General features: G+C 69.1%; 17 protein-coding genes. 6 read left to right on the top strand and 11 right to left on the bottom strand.

Features of this window, described 5'->3' with window-relative positions; genetic code table 11:
• The first annotated feature begins 42 nt into the window (after positions 1–42).
• From JOD54_RS08600 to JOD54_RS08590, 3 genes are read left to right on the top strand one after another with little or no spacing between them, the layout of a single operon-like run.
• Positions 43–1467 (top strand): M1 family metallopeptidase, encoded by a 1425-nt coding sequence (locus tag JOD54_RS08600; RefSeq protein ID WP_307859896.1) that lies wholly within the window; start codon positions 43–45, stop codon positions 1465–1467.
• Between the two features lie 9 nt (positions 1468–1476).
• A complete protein-coding gene (locus tag JOD54_RS08595) occupies positions 1477–1782 on the top strand; it encodes an antibiotic biosynthesis monooxygenase family protein (protein ID WP_204450010.1) in 306 nt (101 codons plus the stop codon).
• The gene (locus JOD54_RS08590; protein WP_307859895.1) at positions 1779–2576 is read left to right on the top strand and encodes an SIR2 family NAD-dependent protein deacylase; all 798 of its coding nucleotides are present in this window, start codon (positions 1779–1781) and stop codon (positions 2574–2576) included. The genes JOD54_RS08595 and JOD54_RS08590 overlap by 4 nt, the downstream gene beginning before the upstream one ends.
• A gap of 39 nt (positions 2577–2615) precedes the next feature.
• On the opposite strand, the gene JOD54_RS08585 is transcribed toward JOD54_RS08590, so the two are convergent.
• Both JOD54_RS08585 and JOD54_RS08580 read right to left on the bottom strand, forming a co-directional pair.
• Positions 2616–3413 carry an ABC transporter permease gene (locus JOD54_RS08585; RefSeq protein ID WP_204450009.1) on the bottom strand — a complete coding sequence of 266 codons (798 nt, stop codon included), beginning with the start codon at positions 3411–3413 and terminating at the stop codon, positions 2616–2618.
• Positions 3410–4378 (bottom strand): ATP-binding cassette domain-containing protein, encoded by a 969-nt coding sequence (locus tag JOD54_RS08580; protein ID WP_204450008.1) that lies wholly within the window; start codon positions 4376–4378, stop codon positions 3410–3412. The genes JOD54_RS08585 and JOD54_RS08580 overlap by 4 nt, the downstream gene beginning before the upstream one ends.
• A 115-nt stretch (positions 4379–4493) precedes the next feature.
• On the opposite strand from JOD54_RS08580, the gene JOD54_RS08575 reads away from it, so the two are divergent.
• A complete protein-coding gene (locus JOD54_RS08575) occupies positions 4494–5510 on the top strand; it encodes an endonuclease/exonuclease/phosphatase family protein (protein ID WP_204450007.1) in 1017 nt (338 codons plus the stop codon).
• On the opposite strand, the gene JOD54_RS08570 is transcribed toward JOD54_RS08575, so the two are convergent.
• The 3 genes from JOD54_RS08570 to JOD54_RS08560 all read right to left on the bottom strand — a co-directional run bounded on the left by JOD54_RS08570 (position 5499) and on the right by JOD54_RS08560 (position 13583).
• The gene (locus tag JOD54_RS08570) at positions 5499–8582 is read right to left on the bottom strand and encodes an AfsR/SARP family transcriptional regulator (RefSeq protein WP_239574154.1); all 3084 of its coding nucleotides are present in this window, start codon (positions 8580–8582) and stop codon (positions 5499–5501) included. The genes JOD54_RS08575 and JOD54_RS08570 overlap by 12 nt on opposite strands.
• Before the next feature lie 919 nt (positions 8583–9501).
• Entirely contained in the window at positions 9502–10710 is a 1209-nt protein-coding gene (locus JOD54_RS08565) for an IS4 family transposase (protein WP_372440396.1), read from the bottom strand.
• 323 nt (positions 10711–11033) lie between these two features.
• Entirely contained in the window at positions 11034–13583 is a 2550-nt protein-coding gene (locus JOD54_RS08560) for an ATP-dependent Clp protease ATP-binding subunit (protein ID WP_204450004.1), read from the bottom strand.
• 371 nt (positions 13584–13954) lie between these two features.
• Here JOD54_RS08560 and JOD54_RS08555 point away from each other — a divergent pair, with 371 nt between their 5' ends.
• Positions 13955–14785, top strand: coding sequence for a (2Fe-2S)-binding protein (locus JOD54_RS08555; protein WP_204450003.1), 831 nt, complete (start codon positions 13955–13957; stop codon positions 14783–14785).
• Positions 14786–14952: 167 nt separating this feature from the next.
• Here the strand turns inward: JOD54_RS08555 and JOD54_RS08550 are convergent, their stop codons facing one another.
• Positions 14953–15285 (bottom strand): histone-like nucleoid-structuring protein Lsr2, encoded by a 333-nt coding sequence (locus tag JOD54_RS08550; RefSeq protein WP_204450002.1) that lies wholly within the window; start codon positions 15283–15285, stop codon positions 14953–14955.
• 184 nt (positions 15286–15469) lie between these two features.
• Positions 15470–16924: a lysine--tRNA ligase gene (gene lysS, locus JOD54_RS08545; protein WP_239574153.1), complete on the bottom strand. Its 1455-nt coding sequence runs from the start codon at positions 16922–16924 to the stop codon at positions 15470–15472.
• Positions 16925–17051: 127 nt separating this feature from the next.
• Here lysS and JOD54_RS08540 point away from each other — a divergent pair, with 127 nt between their 5' ends.
• On the top strand, positions 17052–17777 hold the full coding sequence (locus JOD54_RS08540; protein WP_204450000.1) for a class I SAM-dependent methyltransferase: 726 nt from the start codon (positions 17052–17054) through the stop codon (positions 17775–17777).
• Positions 17778–18258: 481 nt separating this feature from the next.
• On the opposite strand, the gene JOD54_RS08535 is transcribed toward JOD54_RS08540, so the two are convergent.
• From JOD54_RS08535 to JOD54_RS08520, 4 genes are read right to left on the bottom strand one after another with little or no spacing between them, the layout of a single operon-like run.
• Complete coding sequence (locus JOD54_RS08535; protein WP_204449999.1) at positions 18259–19035, bottom strand: type III pantothenate kinase; 777 nt, start codon at positions 19033–19035, stop codon at positions 18259–18261.
• Positions 19036–19039: 4 nt separating this feature from the next.
• Positions 19040–19510, bottom strand: a complete 471-nt coding sequence (gene panD / locus JOD54_RS08530) for an aspartate 1-decarboxylase (RefSeq protein WP_204449998.1) — start codon at positions 19508–19510, stop codon at positions 19040–19042.
• A gap of 12 nt (positions 19511–19522) precedes the next feature.
• Complete coding sequence (gene panC / locus JOD54_RS08525) at positions 19523–20410, bottom strand: pantoate--beta-alanine ligase (RefSeq protein ID WP_204449997.1); 888 nt, start codon at positions 20408–20410, stop codon at positions 19523–19525.
• A complete protein-coding gene (locus tag JOD54_RS08520; RefSeq protein ID WP_204449996.1) occupies positions 20407–21297 on the bottom strand; it encodes a Rossmann-like and DUF2520 domain-containing protein in 891 nt (296 codons plus the stop codon). The genes panC and JOD54_RS08520 overlap by 4 nt, the downstream gene beginning before the upstream one ends.
• Positions 21298–21438: the final 141 nt, after the last annotated feature.

Genomic DNA, 21438 nt, shown 5'->3' with positions numbered 1-21438 from the left:
GGCGGCCATGATGGACCCATCCCCGAGTGCTTGGAGTTCTGCGTGGTTCGTGTCCGAGTGGTCTGCGCTGTGCTGGCCACGACCGCGTTCGCGGCGTGCAGCGCACCGGTCCAACTGCCGGCGCCCGACCCGTCCGAGCAGGCGAAGATCCCCGGTTCGGCGGGCATCGGCGACCCGTACTACCCCGAAGACGGCAACGGCGGGTACGACGTCACGAGCTACGACGTCGCCGTGAGCTACGACCCCACGTCGAAACGACTCGAAGGTGACACCACGGTCGTGGCCACCGCTGACGCGGCGTTGGGCGGGTACCACCTCGACCTCACCGGGTACGACGTCGCCGCCGTGGAGGTCGACGGATCACCAGCCCGGTTCACCAGGGAAGGCGACCACGAGCTGGTGATCACCCCAGCCACCCCGGTCGCCGCGGGCGCGGTGTTCCGCACCAGGGTCACCTACGCGGGCGTGCCCAAGATCAGCGAGGACGCCGCGCTGGGGGTCAGCGGCTGGCAGATCGCCAAGTCCGGCGGCGCGTTCGTGGCAGGCGAGCCCCATTCGGCGAGCAGTTGGTACCCGGTCAACGACCACCCGCTGGACAAGGCCACCTTCCGGCTGACGGCCAAGGTCCCCGACGGCTGGCGGGTCATCGCCAACGGCCGAGAGGAGTCGACCACCAGCGAGGGCGGCTGGACGACGTCGACCTGGGTGGAGCCCAACCGCATCGCCCCATACCTGACCACCGTCGGCATCGACAAGTGGACCCTGGTCCGGTCGACCCTGGCCGACGGCACCCCGGTCGTCGACGCCTACGCGCCGGGCACCGAGGACAAGCGGCAGGTCGAGTCCCGGCTGCCGGAGGTGCTGGAGTTCCTGGCGGGCAAGTTCGGCCCGTACCCGCAGAGCGCGGCAGGCGGGATCTTCCTCAACGAGAGCATCTCGTTCTCCCTGGAGACCCAGACCCGACCGATCTACGCGAAGTGGGCGGGGCTGGAGGTGATCGTGCACGAGCAGGCCCACCAGTGGTTCGGCAACAGCGTCTCGTTGGAGCGCTGGGCCGATGTGTGCCTCAACGAGTGCTTCGCCTCTTACGCGCAGTGGCTGTGGGACGAGGACAAGAACCGCGTGGACCTCGACAAGCTCTACCGCACGACGGTAGCCCGCAAGACGGACTCTTACTGGAACCGCAAGCTCGTCGACATGGGCGCGGGCAACGAGTTCACCGCGGTCTACGACAAGGGCCAACTCGCCGTGCACGCACTGCGCAAGCAGTTGGGCGACGAGAAGTTCTTCACGCTGCTCAAGCGCTGGACCTCCGAACACCGCGACGGCAACGCCTCCTGGGCGGACTTCACCGCCCTGGTCACCGAGGTCGCGGGGACCGACATCGGCCCGTTCCTCGACGCCTGGTTCCACCAAGCGGGCAAACCGGGCGACGAGTACCTCTACCCGGCGGGCCTGCGCAAGTAGGCTGGGCCCATGGCAGTCGTGAAGATCAACGCGATCGAGGTCCCCGAGGGCGCAGGCCCCGAACTGGAGAAGCGGTTCGCCGCGCGGCTGGGCGCCGTGGACGGGCAGCCCGGCTTCCTCGGCTTCGAGCTGCTGCGGCCGGTCAGCGGCGAGACCAGGTACTTCGTGTACACCCGGTGGGCCTCGGAGGCCGACTTCCAGGCGTGGATGGCCGGTTCGGCCAAGGAGGCGCACAGCGGCGAGCGGGCCAAGCCGGTCGGCACCGGGTCGAGCCTGCTGGAGTTCGAGATCGTGCAGGCCGCGGACCCCAAGTGAGCGTTGAGCTCGACCGCGCCGCCGAGGCGATCGCCACGGCAGGCGCGGTGCTGGTGTGCGCGGGCGCGGGCATGGGGGTCGACTCGGGGCTGCCGGACTTCCGCGGCACCGAGGGCTTCTGGCGCGCGTACCCGCCGTACCAGCGGCTCGGGCTGCGGTTCGAGGAGCTGGCCGACCCGGTGCACTTCACCGAGGACCCGGAGCTGGCCTGGGGCTTCTACGGGCACCGGCTGGCGCTCTACCGCGCGACGGTGCCGCACGCCGGGTTCGCCGTGCTGCGCGACTGGGGCGCCAGGGTGTTCACGTCCAATGTGGACGGACAGTTCCAGCTCGCCGGGTTCGACGGGGTGGCCGAGGTGCACGGCTCCATCCACCACCTGCAGTGCACGCTCCCCTGCCGCGGCGAGGTGTGGGAGGCGAAAGCGGACGTGGCGGTCGACCCGGAGACCATGCGGGCCGTCGGCGAACTGCCGCAGTGCCCGACCTGCGGGGCGTTGGCCCGGCCGAACATCCTGATGTTCGGGGATTCCTGGTGGGTGCCCGACCGGAGTCAGTCCGCTTTGGACTCGCTGTCCACTTGGCGCCGATCGGTGCGGGACCTCGCCGTAGTCGAGATCGGTGCCGGACAAGCGGTTCCCACCGTCCGGCGGTACGCGGAACTGGCCAGTGCGGCGTCCGGGCGGCTGATCCGGATCAACACCCGGGAACCCGAGATCCGCCACGGCCGGGGCATCTCCTTGCCGATGCCCGCCGCCGAGGCGTTGCGGGAGATCCAAGCCAAGATCGCGGGATAGGGCGGCGCGGGAATCCCGCGCCGCCCCACACCCCCGGTGTCAGCTGACCCGCTTGCGGTACGCGCGCAGGGCCAGCGGGAAGAAGATCCCCGCGATGACGAGGGCCCAGAGGAACGCCCACCCCGCGTCGCCGACCCAGTCGCCGCCGAGCAGCAGCCCGCGGGCCGCGTTGGTGAGGTGCGTGACCGGGTTGATGTCGACCCAGGCCTGCAACCAGCCCGGCATCGACTGCGACGGCACGAACACGTTGCTGCCGAAGGTCAGCGGGAAGATGAACGCGACCAGCGTCCCCGGCACCGCCTGCGGGCTCTTGACCAGCATGCCGACCCAGACCGACACCCAGCACAGGCACAGCCCGAACGCGATCAGCAGCAGCACCGCGATGAGGAAACGACCCGGGTCGGTCTGCACGCGGAAGCCCATGATGGTCGCCACGGTGAACAGCACGGTCAACGTCACCACGAACCGGACCACGTCGCCGAGCACGGCCCCGACCAGGGGTGCGGACCTGGCGATGGGCATGCTGCGGAACCGGTCGAACACGCCCTTGCTGATGTCGGTGTTGAGCGCCATGCCGGTGCCCAGGCTGGCGAACGCGATGTTCTGCACCATCAAGCCCGGCAGCAGCACCTGCAGGTAGGCGTCGGTGCTGCCCTGGATGGCGCCGCCGAACAGGTAGACGAACAGCAGCAGGAAGATGATCGGCTGCAGGGTGACGTCCAGCAGCGACTCGGGGTTCTTGCGGACCTTGGTGACCGCGCGACCGGCCAGCGCGAGGCCGTGGCGCAGGGCGGCCCCCGGTCCGATGTGGGTGGTGGGGGCGGTGGTGGTCGTCATGCCAGGCTCCCTTCGGTGGCCGGGGCGGCGGTACCGGTACGACCGGTCAGGGTCAGGAACACCTCGTCGAGGCTGGGCAGGCGCAGACCGAGCTCGTCGGCGGTGATGCCCGCGTCGTCGAGCCGCCGGACCACGGACGAGAGCAGCAGCGGGTTGTCCACCGGGACGGTGAGCAGGCCGTTGTCGGTGTCGACGACCGGGTCCTCGCCGGTCAGCTCGCGCAGGATCACGGCGACGGCGGGGATGTCGGCGGCCACGGTCGGGCGGACCTGCATGCTCTGGCCACCGGTGCGGCGCTTGAGCTCGTGCGGGGTGCCCGCGGCGATGACCTTGCCGTGGTCGATCACGGTGATCAGATCGGCCAACTGGTCGGCCTCCTCCAGGTACTGCGTGGTCAGCAGCACGGTCACGCCGTCGTCGACCAGGCCGCGCACGGTCGCCCACACCTCGTTGCGGCTGTGCGGGTCCAGACCGGTGGTCGGCTCGTCCAGGTACAGCACCTGCGGGCGGCCGACCAGGCTCGCGGCCAGGTCGGCGCGCCTGCGCATACCGCCGGAGTAGGTCTTGACCGACCGGCCCGCGGCCTCGGTCAGCTCGAACTTGGCCAGCAGCTCGGCGGCCCTGGCCTTGGCGTCCGCCTTGGACAGCCCCAGCAGCTTGCCGATCAGCACCAGGTTCTCGGTGCCGGACAGGTCTTCGTCCACCGAGGCGTACTGACCGGTCAGGCCGATGATGCCGCGGACGGCGGTCGACTGGGTGGCGACGTCGTACCCGCCGACGCGCGCCCACCCCTCGTCAGCGCGCAGCAGGGTGGCCAGCACCCGGACCGCGGTGGTCTTACCGGCACCGTTGGGCCCAAGAACCCCCAGGACCTTGCCGGTCGGTACAGCGAGGTTGACCCCGTCAAGGGCAACCGTGCTACCGAAGCGCTTCACCAGCCCTTCGGCTTCGATCGCGTAGGACATCTGTGCCCCCTCCTTCTGTTCGCCTCCCAGAGTCGACCCCGCCGCTGTCAAACCACGCACAGGACACTGTCAGCGGTTGACAACCCCGACCGCGCTTCTCAGGCATCCTGGTGTCATGACAGCGCGCCAGGCCGAGGACGTGGACGTCCCCTACGACGAGGACCCACCACCGCCCCGGCGGCGGCGCCGTCGCGGGGTCACCGTCTTCCTGACGCTGCTCGTGCTGCCGTTGCTCGCGGTGTGCGTCCTGCGACTCGGTGGAATCGACGGCAACCGGCCTACTGTCGTCACGCTGGCGTTGACGCCTTACGTGGCCGGGTACGGCATCGTGGTCACGCTGCTGTCCTTGATCCTGCGGCGCAAGATGCTCACCACGGTGGCCTTGGTGCTGTCGCTGTCACTGGGGGTCTTGCTCGTCCCTCGCGTTCTGCCGGACGGCGACGCGCTGCCGCAAGGTCAGCGCGTCCGGGTTCTTACCGCGAACCTCAAACTCGGCCGTGCGAACACAGACGTCCTTATGTCACTGATTCGCGATGCCAGGGTCGACGTGTTGTCCCTGCAAGAGCTCACGCCAGCCGCACTAAGTGCCCTGGATGACGCCGGGGTCGAACGGTTGCTGCCTTACCGCGCCGTGCAACCTGTCCCCGGTGGTGCTGGAGGGGGCATCCTCGCCAAAGTCCCACTGCGACAGATCTCGTTCGCGGAGAACATGGCGTTCGAGAACGTCGCGGCGGTGGTGGACCTGTCCGGCCCAGTGGACATAGAGGTCGTGGCCATCCACATCGAGCCACCCACGCCTAGTGACAACGCCCGCAAGCGTTGGCAGCGAGAACTGGCAGCCCTACCGGGGCCCGACTCTTACGGCCGTCCGCGGGTGCTGGCGGGTGACTTCAACGCCACCCTCGACCACCGGGCCTTCACCGCGTTCCTGGACCGCGGCTACCACGACGGCGCCGAACTGGCGGGTGAGGCGATGCGGCCGACCTGGTCGTCCTCGTCACCGCCGAGTCCCCCGGTCACCATCGACCACATCGTGCTCGACCGGCGGGTCGGCGTCGCCTCCGTGGCCGTCTACGACCTGCCCGGTAGCGACCACAACGCCGTCTTCGCGGAGCTAGCGCTACCTCGCTAGACCCAAGACCCGGTGGAGCTCTTTAAGCGCCGCCTCGCGGTCCATGGCCATGCCGGACGCGTAGGCACTCGCGGCCCCGTCTACGCCTAGAGCGGCGTCGAGGTTAGCGCGCAGCTCCACGAGTTCCGGGTTGCCCAGGTCGGGGGCGCCGCGGATGACCTCGGCCATGGCGAGCACGCGCGCGGAACCGATCGGGTCGGCGCGGGCCAGCAGGGTGCACGCGACCAACTCGGCGACGCTGCCGATGTGCGGCATGTCCCCGACCGGGACGATGATCTTCAGCGACTCGGCGAGGTGGGCCAGCGCCGTCTCCGGGTCGCCCTCGGCGATCGCGATCTGCGCGGCCACGCTGCTGAACATCGCGAACCAGTGCGGGGTCCGGCCTTCGTTGGACTCCAGCAGGACCTTGCCGCGCCGCAGCAGCTCCCTGGCCTCGTCCAGGTCACCCCGCAGGCGCACGAGCGAAGCCAACCAGCCGAGCAGGAGGGCCTGGCTCTCCTGCGTGCTCGACGACGCCAGGTCCATGGCGTGCCGCAGGTCGGCCTCGGCCCCCACGAGGTCACCGGCGCGCCCGCGCTGCAGACCGAGCCTGCCGAGCACCCCGGGCATCTCGTCGACAGCCCCCAGCTCAGCGACCAGGCGCACCGACTCCTCGTTGGCCGCGACCGCCCCTTCGTGGTCCCCGCGCAGCGACCGCCGCTCCGACACCTGCCCGATGGCGATCGCCTGCCCCCAGCGGTCACCCAGCTCGCGGAAAGCGGCGAGCGCCTGCTCACCGTCGACCTCGGCTTCGGCCATCAGGCCCTGGTTGTCGTGCAGGAAGGCACTGGCCAGCAGGGTCAACGCGCGGGCCCACTCGTCCGGGTGATTCCGGCCGCGCTCCAGACCCGCGATGGCCTCGTCGAGGTCGCCGGAGAAGGCGGCCAACATCGGCTCCATCATCGCCATGATCGGGTAGTGCGCCATCGCGTCGGTGGCGACCAGCTCGGCCCGCACCTCCCGGATCAGGTCCGGGTCCGGCATGCCGCCCGCCTTGACGAACGCCGCCATCGACCGCACCGCGGCCCTGGCGTGCGCGGGCGCGTCCCCCGGGATGGCGGCGACCTCGGCGATGGTGTTCAACGCCTCGCGGTGGTGACCGCTGATCATCCAGAACCAGCCCGCCGCGACGGCAAGCCGGTGCGCGACGTCGGCGTCACCCAGGTCAACGGCGTGCCGCAGCGCGGCGAGCAGGTTCTCGTGGTCGGCGGTGACCCTGGCCAGCCAGCGCACCTGGTCCGGGCCGCGCAGCCGGGGCTCGACCTCCAGCAGGTACGCCAGGAAGTAGCGGCAGTACGCCTGGCGCACCCGTTCGGTTTCACCCAGCTCGGTGAGCCGCTCGGCGGCATAGGCACGCACGGTCTCCAGCATCCGGTACCGCACCTGGCCGTCCCTGCCCTCGGCCGCGACCACGATGGACTTCTCCACCAGCGAGGCGAGCAGGTACACCACGTCGTCGGCGTCGTCGGCATCCGCCGCCACCGCCGCGACCGACTCGGCCAGCGCGGCGACCGGGAACACCGACAGCCGCGCGGCCAGCAGCCGCTCCGGCTTCTCCAGCAGGTCCCAGCTCCACTCCACCACCGCCCGCAGCGTCCGGTGCCGGGGCAGCGACGTGCGGCTGCCGCCGGTGAGCAGCCGGAACCGGTCGTCGAGCCGCTCGGCGATCTGCCCGACGGTCATCGACCGCAACCGCGCCGCCGCCAACTCCAGCGCCAGCGGCAACCCGTCGAGCCGCCTGCAGATCTCGGCCACCACCGCGGCGTTGGCACCGTCCACCTGGAACCCCGGCGCGGCCGATCCCGCCCGGTCCGCGAACAACCGCACCGCATCGGCGGTTATCACCCGCTCGGGCGAAGTGTCCACTGTGGGCAGCCCGAGCGGACCGAGCGGGTAGGCGACCTCACCGGTGATGGCCAGCGGCTCGCGACTGGTGGCCAGCACGCGCAACCTGGGGCAGCGCGCGAGCAACTGGTCGGCGAGCGTGGCCGCCGCGACGATCAGGTGCTCGCAGTTGTCGAGCACCAGCAGGCACCGCTGCCCGCTCAACGCGTCCACCAGCCGCTCCAGCGCGGTCGCGGTCCGCGGCCCGGTGTGCCCGTCGAGCAGCCGCGTCTCCCGCATCCCCAACGTCGCCAGCACCGCGGCGGGCACGTCCTCGTCGACCCGCACACCCGCGAGCTCCACGAACCAGGTGACCCCGTCCTGACCGGCGACGACCTCCCTGGACAGCCGGGTCTTGCCCGCGCCACCCGGCCCGAGCAACGTCACCAACCGGGGGCCGTCCAACAGCCGCGTCACCTCGGCCAACTCCGCCTGCCGCCCGACGAAGCTGGTCAACGCCGCAACCACCGGCTTCACCCTGGCGGGTGCGAGATCGCCCCGCAGCACCGCCACCTGCAACTCCCGCAGCGGCGCGCCGGGCTCGACCCCCAACTCCTCCCCCAGCACCCGCCTGGCCTGGTCGTACACGGCCAACGCGTCCGCCTGCCTGCCGCAGAGGAACAACGCCTCCATCAGCAACGCCACAGCCCGCTCCCGCAACGGCTGCTCAGCCACCAAAGTCGTCAACTCCGCGACGACATCGGCATGCCGCCCAGCCCGGATCCCGGCCTCAGCCCGGTCCTCAACAGCCGAGAATCGCAACTCCCCCAACCGCGCCACAACAGCGGCGGCGAAGGGAGCGTCCTCAAGCCCAGCGAGCGCCGCCCCCGTCCACAAGCCCTCAGCCTCGAGCAAGACGGCACCAGCCTCGGCATACCGCCCATCCCCCAACGCGGCCCGCCCCTGTGCGACCAACCGCTCAAACCGGTGCACATCGACCTGCTCAGCCGCAACAACCAACCGATACCCCGCCGGATGCGACTCAATCAGCCCATCAGCGCCCCCACGCAGCCCCCGTCGCAACCGCGACACCAGAGATTGCAAGGCATTGGTGGCATCAGCAGGCGGATCCTCCCCCCACAGCCCGTCCACCAACTCCGCGACCGACACCACCTTCCCCGCATCGAGCGCGAGGCGGGCGAAGAGCATCCGCAGCCGGGCCCCACCCAGCCCAACCACCGCCCCGTCCCCCTGAACGAGGCGCAGCGGGCCGAGCATCGACACCTGCACACCCGACAGCTTTCCAGAACAGCGCCCACCCCCACCCCACCCCGCCCTGCAACCGCGCCTCCCCGGCGGCTGGGTTGGCCACGCACGCGCCCGGATCAGTCCAGCGGTGGCCGAATTGTGGTCCCTTGCCGGAGCGCACATCGCCCTCTGTCGGGCGCGGCGGTTGGGCACCAGCGGCTTCCGGGGGCGGTGACCGAGCTGGCGCCAGCGACTTCTCGGGACTGGGTTGGAGGCGCCAGCGGTGTCAACCGGTGCCAGCCCGGCCACCGCCCCCCGGAAGCCGCTGGTGCCAGAAACAACCACCCAACGCAGCCCCGCCGCCCACCCACCGCCCCAGAAGCAGGCGTGCCAAATCAACCCACCGAGCCCGCCCACCCAACCCGGCCACTGGACACTCAGAAGCCGCTGGTGCCAAACCAGCACCCCGAGCCAGCCCACCCAAACCCAGCCCACCGAGCCAGCCCCGCCAACTAGACCACCGCTCCCGGAAGTCGCTGGTGCCAACTGCTCGATGGGGTGGACCTGTTTTGTGTGGGGGAGCGGCAGTCGTAGCCTTGCCTCGCTGCAGGGCCATGCTCTTCGGCCCCGGCTTTTGCGGTCCTGCCACGGCTGGCGTAGGGGCCCCACGCAAAACACAATGCCGTTGACTTAGACTGCTCCGAAGACGTGGATCGTCGGCGGTTCGAGGTATTTCGTTTGTCGGTGGTGCGGTCTTCTGATTCGTTTCTGGCCGATGGTGTAGCGTTTGATGACGCGCGGATTGTGGCGGTTTCTTCGCCGTGGGTTGAGGTGTCGTACGATCTCGGCGAGTGTGTCGGTGATCGCGGCCTTCAGGCGTTCAGGGGGAAAAACCCGCTTGGTTCGTCACTTGTCGGCGGACCACGCGGATGGTGCGGATGGTGCGGATGAAGGAGAGTCGGTCGGGGTCCTCGCCGAGATCGTCGGCGGCGTCGACCATGAAATGTCGAATGGCGTAGTGGGTGAGCAGTGTCGCCCATATCTCTTGTTCGACAAGTTCGGGAAGTCGTGATCTGAGTACGCGCGATCCCGCGATCTGATGGGTCTCGATCTCATCCAAGGTGATCTCGAACTCCCACCGCTGCTGGTAGAGTTCGGCGAGTTCGATCGCCGGAGCGAGGGTGTGGTCAGCGATGGACGTCACCAGTCGGATCGTCTCGGACTCGCCGCGATTTGTGACCATGTACTCCACGACACGAACCGGAATGGACATCTCGTCGGCGCGGGCCGGACGCGAGGACGCGGTCATTCTTTCCCGGATTCTCGACGGCAGCAACTCCGCGACATAAGAACCGTCCGGGAGCCATTCGAGCACGGGCAAGATCAGGTCGTCCTTCACACGCCAGAGCAGGTCAGCGCCCGTGTCGACCACGTGGGACACCACGTCGTAGCCGTAGAATCCCCTGTCCGCCAGCAACAAAATGCCCGGCTCCAGCACGTCGGAACACCGGAGCAACAACTCCCGTTCACCGACCGACATCCCATCCAACGCCGCGCCGACCACCGCGTGCGTCCCGCACTCGCCGATACCCACGACCCGGACCTGAGGATATCCACCGGAGCGCCTCGCTCCGAACACGGCGACATTTTCCGGCGTGTCCTGAATATCAAGAACAACCCCGTCGACAGCCATCACCCGAAACCCGTGAAACCACGACCCCCGCGTCCCCGGGCCTCCCAGCGGAACCGCCACCCGCTCGAACAACGCCCGCAACGGCGCCGCACCCAAACGTTGCCGAGCCCTCGATATCGCACCCGGCGTGGGAACCTGCCACCCCTCTTTCCATGTGCCGAGAAAACTCAACCCATTAACCAGCTTCCGCATCACCTCCTCATACGAATCACCAAAGAACAACGACAACCCCAACACGTAGTACACCACAACCCGAGCAGGCAACAGACGAATACGACGCTCCCCGCAACCAGTCTCCGCGACAACCTCATCCACAAGATCCCGCGGAAACACCCGCGTAAGAACACCCAACGAGATCCCATCAACAAAGCGACCACGATCAACCATGACCCGCATCATACCGACACCCACACAACATGCCCAAAACTCCACGCCGGGCTAAGTCAACGGTATTGACGCAAAACAGGTCCACCACATCGAGCTGGCAGTTAACTCGCGACCGGGCCCGATGGCGCAGCCGAGGCGAGGATCCGATGCAATGCCGAAGGCGAGCCGAAGATCATCTAATCCGAAAGCCCCCGATATACAGCTTACCGAGGCGCGCCGACAGAGCGGGAGCGAGAAGGGAGCCTGTGGACAAGTAGAGCCGTTGTGGATAAAGGCGGGGCAAAGCAAGAGGGCGGCTCCCGAAGGAGCCGCCCTCTTGGGTCTAGCCTAGGTCACTCGCCTGCTGCGGCGTCGTTGTCGCCGGAGGTGGAGAGTTCTACTGGGAGCGAGTCGGGGACTCGGGTGGGCTTGGGCTCGCCCCGGAAGACGAACTTGGCCTTGTCGGCGTTGGCTTCTTCGCCGTCCCAGCCTTCTACGTCGGTGATGATGATGTGGCCGGGTTCGATCTCGCCGAAGAGGATCTTTTCGGAGAGTTGGTCTTCGATTTCGCGTTGGATGGTGCGGCGCAGCGGGCGGGCGCCGAGGACGGGGTCGAAGCCTCGTTTGGCGAGGAGTTTCTTGGCGCGGTCGGTGAGTTCGAGCGCCATGTCCTTGTTCCGCAGCTGTGTTTCGACGCGGCTGATCATGAGGTCGACCATGGTGATGATCTGCTGCTCGTTGAGCTGGTGGAAGACGATGATGTCGTCGATGCGGTTGAGGAACTCGGGGCGGAAGTGTTTCTTCAGCTCGTCGTTGACCTTGTTCTTCATCCGCTCATAGTTCGACCCGGTGTCGGTGCCGGAGGTGAACCCGAGGCCGACGGCTTTGGAGATGTCCTGGGTGCCGAGGTTGGAGGTGAAGATGATGACGGTGTTCTTGAAGTCCACCGTCCTGCCCTGCCCATCGGTCAGGCGGCCGTCTTCCAACACCTGGAGGAGGGTGTTGTAGACCTCTTGGTGGGCCTTCTCGATCTCATCGAACAACACCACACTGAACGGCTTGCGGCGGACCTTCTCCGTCAGCTGGCCGCCTTCCTCATACCCCACATACCCGGGGGGCGCGCCGAAGAGGCGGGAGGCGGTGTAGCGGTCGTGGAACTCGCCCATGTCGATCTGGATCAGGGCGTCGTCCTCGCCGAACAAGAAGTTCGCGAGCGCCTTCGACAGCTCGGTCTTACCCACACCCGACGGGCCGGCGAAAATGAAGGACCCGGAGGGGCGCTTGGGGTCTTTGAGGCCGGCGCGGGTGCGGCGGATCGCCTGCGAGACGGCCTTGACGGCGTCTTCCTGGCCGATGATCCGCTTGTGGAGCTCGTCCTCCATCCGCAGCAGCCGCGAGGTCTCCTCCTCGGTCAGCTTGAACACCGGGATCCCGGTCCAGTTCGCCAACACCTCGGCGATCTGCTCGTCATCGACCTCGGCGACGACGTCGAGGTCGCCGTCCTTCCACTGCTTCTCCCGCTCCGCCTTCTGCGACAGGAGTTGCTTCTCGTTGTCGCGCAGCTTCGCCGCCCGCTCGAAGTCCTGCGCGTCGATCGCGGACTCCTTCTCCCGGCGGACGTCGGCGATCTTCTCGTCGAACTCCCGCAGGTCCGGCGGCGCGGTCATCCGACGGATCCGCATCCGCGCCCCGGCCTCGTCGATGAGGTCGATGGCCTTGTCCGGGAGGAACCGGTCATTGATGTACCGGTCGGCGAGGGTGGCGGCGGCGACGAGGGCGGCGTCGGTGATCGTGACGCGGTGGTGCGCCTCGTACCGGTCGCGCAGGCCCTTGAGGATCTCGATGGTGTGCTCCAGGGACGGCTCACCGACCTGGATCGGCTGGAACCGGCGCTCCAGAGCGGGGTCCTTCTCCACGTACTTGCGGTACTCGTCGAGCGTGGTCGCGCCGATCGTCTGCAGCTCACCGCGGGCCAGCATCGGCTTGAGGATGGAGGCGGCGTCGATCGCGCCCTCCGCCGCCCCGGCGCCGACCAGGGTGTGGATCTCGTCGATGAACAGGATGATGTCCCCGCGGGTCTTGATCTCCTTCAGCACCTTCTTCAGGCGCTCCTCGAAATCACCCCTGTAGCGGGAACCGGCGACCAGCGACCCGAGGTCGAGGGTGTAGAGCTGCTTGTCCTTCAGCGTCTCCGGCACCTCGCCCTTCACCACCATCTGCGCCAAACCCTCAACCACCGCCGTCTTACCCACACCGGGCTCACCGATCAACACCGGGTTGTTCTTGGTGCGCCGCGACAGCACCTGCATCACCCGCTCGATCTCCTTCGTGCGCCCGATCACCGGATCCAACTTGCCCTCACGAGCAGACGCCGTCAGATTCCGACCAAACTGATCCAACACCAGCGACGACGACGGCGTCCCCTCACCACGCCCACCCGTCTCCGTCGACTCCTTACCACCCTGCGAATACCCCGACAGCAGCTGCAGGACCTGCTGACGCACACGATTCAAATCAGCACCAAGCTTCACCAACACCTGCGCCGCGACACCCTCACCCTCACGGATCAACCCCAAAAGGATGTGCTCCGTACCGATGTAGTTATGCCCCAACTGCAGAGCCTCACGCAACGACAGCTCCAACACCTTCTTCGCCCGAGGCGTAAAAGGAATATGCCCCGACGGCGCGTGCTGCCCCTGCCCGATGATCTCCTCAACCTGCTGCCGCACACCCTCCAGAGCAATACCCAACGACTCCAGAGCCTTCGCCGCGACACCCTCACCCTCATGAATCAACCCAAGCAAAATGTGCTCAGTGCCGATGTAGTTGTGGTTGAGCATCCTGGCCTCTTCCTGAGCCAGAACGACCACCCGCCTCGCGCGGTCGGTGAACCTCTCGAACATTCGCCACTCCCTGACAGCTGCGCCGGCGGCCCTTGTCCACGTCCTGCACGTGGAGTCAGCACCGTGAGACCACTGTAGTAGGCCCGACCCCGTCCTTCAGTGCCACTCGCGGCCGGTGCCGACCTCTGCCGATCCCTTCGTCCTACCCAACGTGCGGGTAACCGGGGAGATTCCGCAAGACGTGGCGTGTCCGCTCAGCGCGAACAGGCGTCTCCGCCCAGGCCGGGCAGCTTCTTGTCAGTAGCTGACCAAGCCTGCGCCCGACCAGGTAAGGTAAGGCATGCCTCACCTAGCGGAAGGCCCAGGAAGGAGGGGACCGTGCGGAGCAACCTGAGCCTCCGTTGGGCGGAATCCGGCCCGGGACGTGCGCGATGACCGCTGGCTACCGGACCGCTGTGGCCGCCCGCGGCCACCACGCCCACCTGGCGGAGTCACTCGCTCGGGTCAATCCGAGGCAGTCCCGCGCCGAGTTCCGCTTCGGCCTGCCCGAGCGGACCGAACGCTGGGTCGGGTGCGATGAGTTCCTGCGCACCCCCGGGGCCTTCGACCAGTGGCGCGACGGCCTGGCCGGGTGGCTGCGCGACAAGTACTCGGATTCCCCCGATCGGACCACAGCCGGCTACGTGATGACCTGGTACCTGTGGGTCCCCGGGTACCTCGCGAGCCTGCTGTTCCACCACGAGCGCCGCATCCCGTCGCTGCGGCCCGCCGACCTGGCGTTCCGGATGGCCCAGCCGCGGCCGCACCCGGACGCGATCGCCGTGCTGTCCCCCCGGTTCGTCTGCCTGCCCGACGACCCGGCCGCCGGTGTGCCCGAGGCCACAGTGGTGCCGGACGAGCACGCGCTGGCCGCGCTGCTGCGGGGTCGCTTCGCCGCGCACGCGGCCCGGTTCGTGGAGGTCTACGGCCCCCAGGTGCGGCTGGGCAAGCGGATGCTGTGGGCCGCGGCCACCGACGTGCTGGACAGCTCCCTGTGGCTCGCGGGCCGCTACGGCGGCACCGAGACCGAGGGCGTGCTCGACGCCGCCCTGGTGCTCGGCGACGGGCCCGCGCCGTTCACCTCCGGCTCCACGCTGCGCCCGCAGCCGACCGGCGAGTGGGCGCGGCGGCGGGAGAGCTGCTGCTTCCACTACCTGCTGGCCGAGGGCCAGGGCACCTGCGCCTCCTGCCCCCGCCTCGGCCGCAAAACCGAACCCGCCTGACTGGCAAAAGGTGATACCGCGAATTCGGCGGAGTTCCGAGGCGGAATGGACCGGGCCAGACTGGGAATCACCAGAACAGCGAGCGCAAATGCGGCTTTAACAAAAGACCACCGATAGCGCAAGAGGCTGCCGTCCCGAATCGGGCGGCAGCCCCTTATGCGCGGGTGTTACGCCTGCTCGTTGTAAGCGTCCAGCACCTCGGTCGGGATCCGACCGCGGTCGGAGACCTTCATCCCCTGCTTGCGCGCCCACTCCCGAATCGCCTGGTTCTGCTCGCGATCGGCACTCGCCGTGCGCGGCGCACGACCGGGCGGACGCTTGCGACCACCGGAACGGCGCGCCCGCTCGACGAAGTCGCCGAGTATGTCGCGCAACTTCTCGGCGTTGTCGGTGGAGAGATCGATCTGGTAAGCGGCGCCATCCAGCCCGAACTCTACGGTCTCCTCGGCCTCCGAACCATCGAGGTCGTCAACCAGTGAAACCGTGACCCTCTGCGCCATCGCGCCTCCTCCGGCGTGGAACTGCCCGCTCCCCGCCGGGGGCACCCGCGCATAACGCGTGGTGCACCACCCGTCGCCATGTGAACTGGCTCGTCGGTGAGCGGCGGCTACTGGGAGAAATACTTGCCGGGGGCAGGCTAGCGCAAATCCAGCGGATTGCGTTAGTGCCTGATACCCGAACGGGTCATTCCGGTCGGACCAGGGGGAACAGGATCGTCTCCCGGATGCCGAGACCGGTGAGCGCCATCAACAGGCGATCAACACCCATTCCCACCCCACCCGACGGTGGCATTCCGTACTCCAGTGCTCGCAGAAAGTCCTCATCGAGGCGCATGGCCTCGTCATCACCGGCCGCGCCCAGTCGCGACTGATCCTCCAGCCGTTCCCGTTCCACCACCGGGTCCACCAGTTCGGAGTAGCCGGTGGCCAGCTCGAAACCGCGCACGTAGAGATCCCACTTCTCGGCGACCCCCGGCCTGCTGCGGTGCTGGCGGGTCAGCGGCGAGGTCTCCACCGGGAAATCCCGCACGAACGTCGGCGCGTGCAGGTGGTCGCCGACCAGGTGCTCCCAGAGCTCCTCGACGAGCTTGCCGTGCCCGTACTTCGGGTCGACCTCCAGCTCGCGGCCCGCGGCGTGCTTGCGCAGCAGGTCGGCCGGGGTGTCCGGGGTGATCTCCTCGCCCAGCGCCGACGAGAGCGACTCGTACATGGTCAGCGTGGTCCACTCGCCGGACAGGTCGTACTCGGTGCCGTCGGCCAGGGTGACCACCTGGGTGCCGAACACCGCGTCGGCGGCCTCCTGGACCAGCTGCCTGGTCATCACCGCGTTGCTGTCGTAGGTCGCGTAGGCCTCGTAGTACTCCAGCATCGCGAACTCCGGCGAGTGCGACGAGTCGCTGCCCTCGTTGCGGAAGTTGCGGTTGATCTCGAAGACCTTCTCCAGGCCGCCGACCACGCAGCGCTTGAGGTAGAGCTCGGGGGCGATGCGCAGGAACAGGTCCATGTCCATCGCGTTGGACCTGGTCACGAACGGCCTGGCCGTCGCACCGCCGTGCATGGTCTGCAGCATCGGGGTCTCGACCTCGATGAAGCCGCGGTGGTGGAAGCTCTCCCGCAGCGACCGCACCACCCCGGCCCGGTTGCGCACGGTGTCGCGGGCGCGCGGGCGCAGGATCAGGTCGACGTAGCGCTGCCGGATCCGGGTCTCCTCCGCCAGGTCCTTGTGCGCGACCGGCAGCGGGCGCAGCGACTTGGCCGCCAGGCGCCACTCGTCGGCGAGCACGGACAGCTCGCCGCGCCGGGAGGTGATGACCTCACCGGCGATGAACACGTGGTCACCGAGGTCGACGTCGGACTTCCAGGCCGTGAGCTGGTCCTCGCCGACGTTGTTGAGGCTGAGCATGGCCTGCAGCTCGGTGCCGTCGCCCTCGCGCAGCGTCGCGAAGCACAGCTTGCCGGTGTTGCGGATGAACATCACCCGACCGGTGACGGCCACCTTGTCCCCGGTCGCGGTGTCCGCGGCCAGGTCCGGGTACGCGGCGCGGACCTCGGCGAGGCTGTGCGTGCGGGGCAGCTCCACCGGGTACGGGTCGACGCCCTCGGCCAGCAACCGCGCGCGCTTCTCGCGGCGGATGCGCATCTGCTCGGGCAGGTCTTCGCCGGTCGCGGGGTCTACGGGCTGCTCTTCGGTCACGCGGGAAAGGGTACGGAGACCGCCGCCGTCGACCCAAACGGGTATCCACACCCGCTGTGGATACGGTTGCCGCATGCACGATCCCGACATGTTCGCCAAGCGCGCCGCGTCGTTCGGCAGCAACGCCACCGCCTACGCCAAGCACCGGCCGCGCTACGCCGACGAGGCCGTCGAGTGGGTCGTCGGCGACCACACCCGCGTCCTGGACCTGGCGGCGGGCACCGGCAAGCTCACCGAGACGCTGCTCGAGTTCGCCCTGGAGGTCACCGCCGTCGAGCCGGACGACCAGATGCGCGCCGAACTGACCCGGCTGCTGCCGGACGTGCCCGCGCTCAAGGGCACCGCCGAGCAGATCCCGTTCCCGGACGCCTCCTTCGACGCGGTCGTCACCGGCCAGGCGTTCCACTGGTTCGACACGCCCGAGGCGCTGGCGGAGATCACGCGCGTGCTGCGGCCGGGCGGGGTGTTCGGGGCGCTGTGGAACTACGACGACCTCAGCGTGCCGTGGGTGGCGGGGCTCGCGGAGCTGGTCGGGAACGCGCAGCACGAGGAGCACACGCCGCGTCACGAGCGGTTGGCGGAGGCGGAGCGGCGGACGTGGCGGCACTCGCAGCGGCGGACGGTGGAGTCGATGCTGGCGAGTTTGGGGACGTTGTCACGGATGCTGGTGGTGGAGGAGGCGGAGCGGGTGGCCACGTTCGACAAGTTGCGGACGTATTTGTGGTCGAGGCCGGAGACTTCGCAGGGGGAGTTTGAGCGGCCGATGTTGACTACGGCGGTGCGGGCGGTGCGGATTTAGAGCCGCCTCGCCTTGGGTTGGCACCAGCGGCTTCAGGGGGCGGCTCGCCTTCGGCATTGCGACCCGGACACGTGGTGGAGCGGAGTGCTTGATGGGGCCGGTCGGCTCGCGCCCCGGACCCGCCGTGGAGCGGAGTGCTTGACGGGGCCGGTCGGCTCGCCTGCGGCATTGCGACGCGATCCGTGGTGGGTTGGGGGTGCTCGATGGGGCGAACTTGTTTTGCGCGGGGCCCCTGCGCTACCCGTGGCAGGACCGCAAAAGCCGGGGCCGAAAAGCATGGCCCTGCAGCGAAGCAAGGCTACGGGCACCGCTCCCCCACACAAACCAAGTCCGCCCCATCGAGCATTGGGTGGGCGGCTTCCGAGTGTCCAGTGGTTGCTTTGAGTGGGCTGGCTCGGTGGGTTGGTTTGGCACCGGCTGTTCCGAGTGTCCAGTGGCTGGTGATGCTGGCGGAGCCGGGGCTGGCCTGAGTGGACTGTGGTTAGCGGCGGTTGCGGTCGTAGACGAGGCGGAGGCCCAGGAGGGTTAGTTCGGGGTGGTGGTGCTCGATGGTCTCGGCCTCGTCGACCACTAGGGGGGCTAGGCCGCCGGTGGCTATTACGGTGGTGGGGCCTTGGTGGCCGGTTCGGGAGAGTTCGGCGGTTATTCGGCGGACCAGGCCGTCGACCTGGCCTGCGAAGCCGAACATGATGCCGGACTGGAGGCATTCCACCGTATTTTTCCCGATGACGGATCGGGGGCGGACCATTTCCACCTTGCGCAGCGCGGCCGCCCGGGCGGCCAGGGCGTCGACGGAGATCTCTATTCCCGGCATGAAGACGCCGCCGAGGAACTCGCCTTTGGCGGAGATGACGTCGATGTTGGTGGAGGTGCCGAAGTCGACCACCACGCAGGCGGTGTTGTAGAGGTGGTGGGCGGCGAGGGTGTTGATGATCCGGTCGGCGCCCACCTCCTTCGGGTTGTCGACCAGGAGGGGGACGCCGGTGCGGACGCCGGGTTCGACGATGACTCGGTGGGCGGTGCGGTAGTAGCGGGTGAGCATCGCGCGTAGCTCGCGCAGGACAGCGGGGACCGTGGACAGGGCGGAGACCCCGGTGACGGCGTCGGCGTGGGTGCCGAGGAGGCCGCGCATCGTCATGGCCAGCTCATCGGCGGTGATCCTGGCGTCGGTGCGCATCCGCCAGTCGCCGACGAGCCGGTCGGCGTCGTGGATGCCGAGGGCGATGTTGGTGTTGCCGACGTCGACGGTGAGCAGCACCGGGTCAGCTCTCCGGGGCGAGGAGGGCGTCGAGTCGGGCGGCGTCGGCGGTCTCGGCGGGCGGTTCGGTGGCGGCGCCGCTGAGCAGGCCGGAACCGGCCGGGGCGTGGGCGGCGTCGGCACCGAGGTGGGCGATGCGGTTGTCGGCGTCGACGAAGACGACCTTGGGTTCGTAGGTGGCCGCCTCCGCGGTGTCCATCACGCCGTAGGCGATGAGGATGACCAGGTCACCGGGGTGCACCAGGTGCGCGGCGGCGCCGTTGATGCCGATCACGCCGCTGTCGCGCTCGCCCTCGATGACGTAGGTCTCCAGGCGGGCGCCGTTGGTGACGTCGACGATGGCGACCTTCTCCCCCGGCAGCAGGTCGGCGGCCTCCAGCAGGACCGGGTCGATGGTCACCGAGCCGACGTAGTGCAGGTCGGCCTGGGTGACGGTGGCCCGGTGGATCTTGGACTTGAGCATCGTGCGCAACATCGCGGACCTCTCCTATCCGTGCGTTCCGAGATCGGCGCCGCCCAGCAGCAGGCCGACGTTGTCGATGAGCCGGGTGCCGCCGAGCCGGGCGGCCACCAGCAGCCTGGCCTCCCCGCGCTCCGGGGCGGGCCCGAGATCGGGTCCGCGCAGCGCGAGGTAGTCGACCTTGAGTTCCGGGGTACCCGCCAAGACCGCATCGGCAGCGGCGAGCACGGCCTGAGCGCCCTGGGCTCCCGCGTAGGCGCCCGCGGTGAGCGCGGCCGACAGCGCGGTGGCCGCGGTGCGCTGGTCGGCGTCGAGGTAGGCGTTGCGGGAGGACTTGGCCAGGCCGTCGCGCTCGCGGACCGTGGGGATGCCGACGACGTGCGGGTCCATGTCCAGGTCGCGGACCATCTTCTTGATCAGCACGAGCTGCTGGAAGTCTTTCTCGCCGAAGAGCGCGTAGTCGGGGCGCACGATGTTGAACAGCTTCGCCACCACGGTCAGCACACCCGCGAAGTGCCCCGGTCGGACCGAGCCCTCCAGCTCGTCGCCCAGCGGTCCTGGGTGGACGGTGACCTGCGCGCCCTCCGGGTACAGCGCCTCGCGGTCGGGGGTGAACACCAGCTCGGCGCGCTCGGCCTCGCAGACCGCCAGGTCCTCGGCCAGCGGCCGCGGGTAGCGCTCGAAGTCCTCGCCCGCGCCGAACTGCAGCGGGTTCACGAAGATCGACACCACCAGGACGGTGTTCGGGATCCGGCGGGCGCGGCTCATCAGCTCCCGGTGGCCCTCGTGCAGCGCGCCCATGGTGGGCACGAACGCGATCTTGCGGCCGGTCGCGCGCAGGGCCCTGGTGGTCTTGCCCAGCTCCACCGGGGAGGAGTGCACGTGCAGCTTGCCTGGGGTGAAGCTGGGCCTCATGGGGTCTCTTCCTCGATCGCGGCGGTGACGTCGGGCGCCAGGTCCGGGCGCAGCAGTCCCGCGTCGGTCGCGCGGGCGACGGTGCGCGAGGCCAGGGCGCGGTAAGCGGGCAGCATGTGCGGCGCCCGCTCGGCGAGGACCTCGACGTGCCTGGCGACGGTGCCCGCGTCACCCCGGGCGACCGGGCCGGTGAGGGCGCGGTCGCCGTGGCGCAGCGCGTTGTCCAGCGCGGCCGACAGCAGCGGGCCCAGCAGGCGCTCGGGGGTGGCGACCCCGGCGTCGCGCAGCAGGTCCACGCACTCGCCGACCAGGGTGACCAGGTGATTCGCGCCGTGCGCGAGGGCGGTGTGGTAGAGCGGCCGAGCGGCGGCGGGGACCCGGACGGGCTCCGCACCCATCTCCACGACCAGCGCCTCGGCCACGTTCCAGGCCACGTCGTCGCCGTCGGCGGCGGTGATCCCGAAGCTGCACGCGGCGATGCGCTGCAGGTCCTCCTCGCGGCCGGTGAAGGTCATCACCGGGTGCAGCGCGAGACCGAGGGCACCGTGCTCGACGGCGGGCTCTAGGACCTCGACGCCGTGCGCGCCGCAGGTGTGCACCACGATCTGGCCCGGGCGCAGCGCGCCTGCGGCGGCGAGGCCGCGGACCATGCCGGGCAGGGCGTCGTCGGGGATGGCCAGGAGCACGAGATCGGCCGTAGCGGCGACCTGGTCCGGCGGGAGGACAGCGGCGTCGGGCAGCAACTGCTCGGCGCGGCGCAGGGACTCCCGGGACACGGCGGAGGCAGCGGTCACGGTGTGCCCGGCGCGGGCGAGGGCGGCCCCGAGCACGGCACCGACCCGACCGGCGGACACGACGCCGACCGACAACCGAGCAGGCCTGCTCATGAGCGGCCGGACTTCACGCGCGGCACCGAAGACATGGCGAACAAGCTCCCTAGCCTCGTTCCAGTCCCGCATCGGCGCGGGTACCGGACGACGACGCGAGAGTAGCCGTCGCGCGCGGCGCCGGTGGCCGCCGGGTGACGC

Source organism: Actinokineospora baliensis (assembly GCF_016907695.1).
Classification (GTDB): Bacteria; Actinomycetota; Actinomycetes; order Mycobacteriales; family Pseudonocardiaceae; genus Actinokineospora; species Actinokineospora baliensis.
This window is presented reverse-complemented; position numbering and strand designations above follow the sequence as displayed.

What these genes read in the sequence shown, in the direction of transcription:
- JOD54_RS08595 (WP_204450010.1), top strand. Translation starts at nt 1,477, where the DNA reads ATGGCAGTCGTGAAGATCAACGCGATCGAGGTCCCCGAGGGCGCAGGC.
- JOD54_RS08585 (WP_204450009.1), bottom strand. Translation starts at nt 3,413, where the DNA reads ATGACGACCACCACCGCCCCCACCACCCACATCGGACCGGGGGCCGCC.
- JOD54_RS08580 (WP_204450008.1), bottom strand. Translation starts at nt 4,378, where the DNA reads ATGTCCTACGCGATCGAAGCCGAAGGGCTGGTGAAGCGCTTCGGTAGC.
- JOD54_RS08575 (WP_204450007.1), top strand. Translation starts at nt 4,494, where the DNA reads ATGACAGCGCGCCAGGCCGAGGACGTGGACGTCCCCTACGACGAGGAC.
- JOD54_RS08570 (WP_239574154.1), bottom strand. Translation starts at nt 8,582, where the DNA reads ATGCTCTTCGCCCGCCTCGCGCTCGATGCGGGGAAGGTGGTGTCGGTC.
- JOD54_RS08565 (WP_372440396.1), bottom strand. Translation starts at nt 10,710, where the DNA reads ATGCGGGTCATGGTTGATCGTGGTCGCTTTGTTGATGGGATCTCGTTG.
- JOD54_RS08560 (WP_204450004.1), bottom strand. Translation starts at nt 13,583, where the DNA reads ATGTTCGAGAGGTTCACCGACCGCGCGAGGCGGGTGGTCGTTCTGGCT.
- JOD54_RS08555 (WP_204450003.1), top strand. Translation starts at nt 13,955, where the DNA reads ATGACCGCTGGCTACCGGACCGCTGTGGCCGCCCGCGGCCACCACGCC.
- JOD54_RS08550 (WP_204450002.1), bottom strand. Translation starts at nt 15,285, where the DNA reads ATGGCGCAGAGGGTCACGGTTTCACTGGTTGACGACCTCGATGGTTCG.
- lysS (WP_239574153.1), bottom strand. Translation starts at nt 16,924, where the DNA reads ATGCGCATCCGCCGCGAGAAGCGCGCGCGGTTGCTGGCCGAGGGCGTC.
- JOD54_RS08540 (WP_204450000.1), top strand. Translation starts at nt 17,052, where the DNA reads ATGCACGATCCCGACATGTTCGCCAAGCGCGCCGCGTCGTTCGGCAGC.
- panD (WP_204449998.1), bottom strand. Translation starts at nt 19,510, where the DNA reads ATGTTGCGCACGATGCTCAAGTCCAAGATCCACCGGGCCACCGTCACC.
- panC (WP_204449997.1), bottom strand. Translation starts at nt 20,410, where the DNA reads ATGAGGCCCAGCTTCACCCCAGGCAAGCTGCACGTGCACTCCTCCCCG.
- JOD54_RS08520 (WP_204449996.1), bottom strand. Translation starts at nt 21,297, where the DNA reads ATGAGCAGGCCTGCTCGGTTGTCGGTCGGCGTCGTGTCCGCCGGTCGG.